Below are 245 nucleotides of genomic sequence, written 5' to 3' on the forward strand. Positions count from 1 at the left end.
TATGAGGGAGAACGAAATTACACACTGCGGCATCCGGCAAAAAGTGGAACAGTGGCCATTATTGAGGAGCTATACAAAAAATCAGAACTGTATACGAAAGATGACCTATACAAAAAATCAGAACTGTATACAAAAGATGACCTATACAATAAAAGCGAACTCTATACTGTAACCGAATCGAATAACCGGTTTGGGTATAAAAATGACGCGAAATTGGATCAAAACGGGTGGTGGAAATGCGGGGA

At 39.6% G+C, this 245-nt stretch carries 1 protein-coding gene; it reads left to right on the forward strand.

The genetic code is table 11. The features are described from left to right. Positions 1 to 51: 51 nt before the first annotated feature. A partial coding sequence (locus NXS07_RS21430) for a hypothetical protein (protein WP_258087695.1) occupies positions 52 to 245 on the forward strand: 194 nt, incomplete at its 3' end.

It is taken from the genome of Xenorhabdus bovienii, assembly GCF_024721015.1.
In the GTDB taxonomy this organism is placed as follows: domain Bacteria; phylum Pseudomonadota; class Gammaproteobacteria; order Enterobacterales; family Enterobacteriaceae; genus Xenorhabdus; species Xenorhabdus bovienii.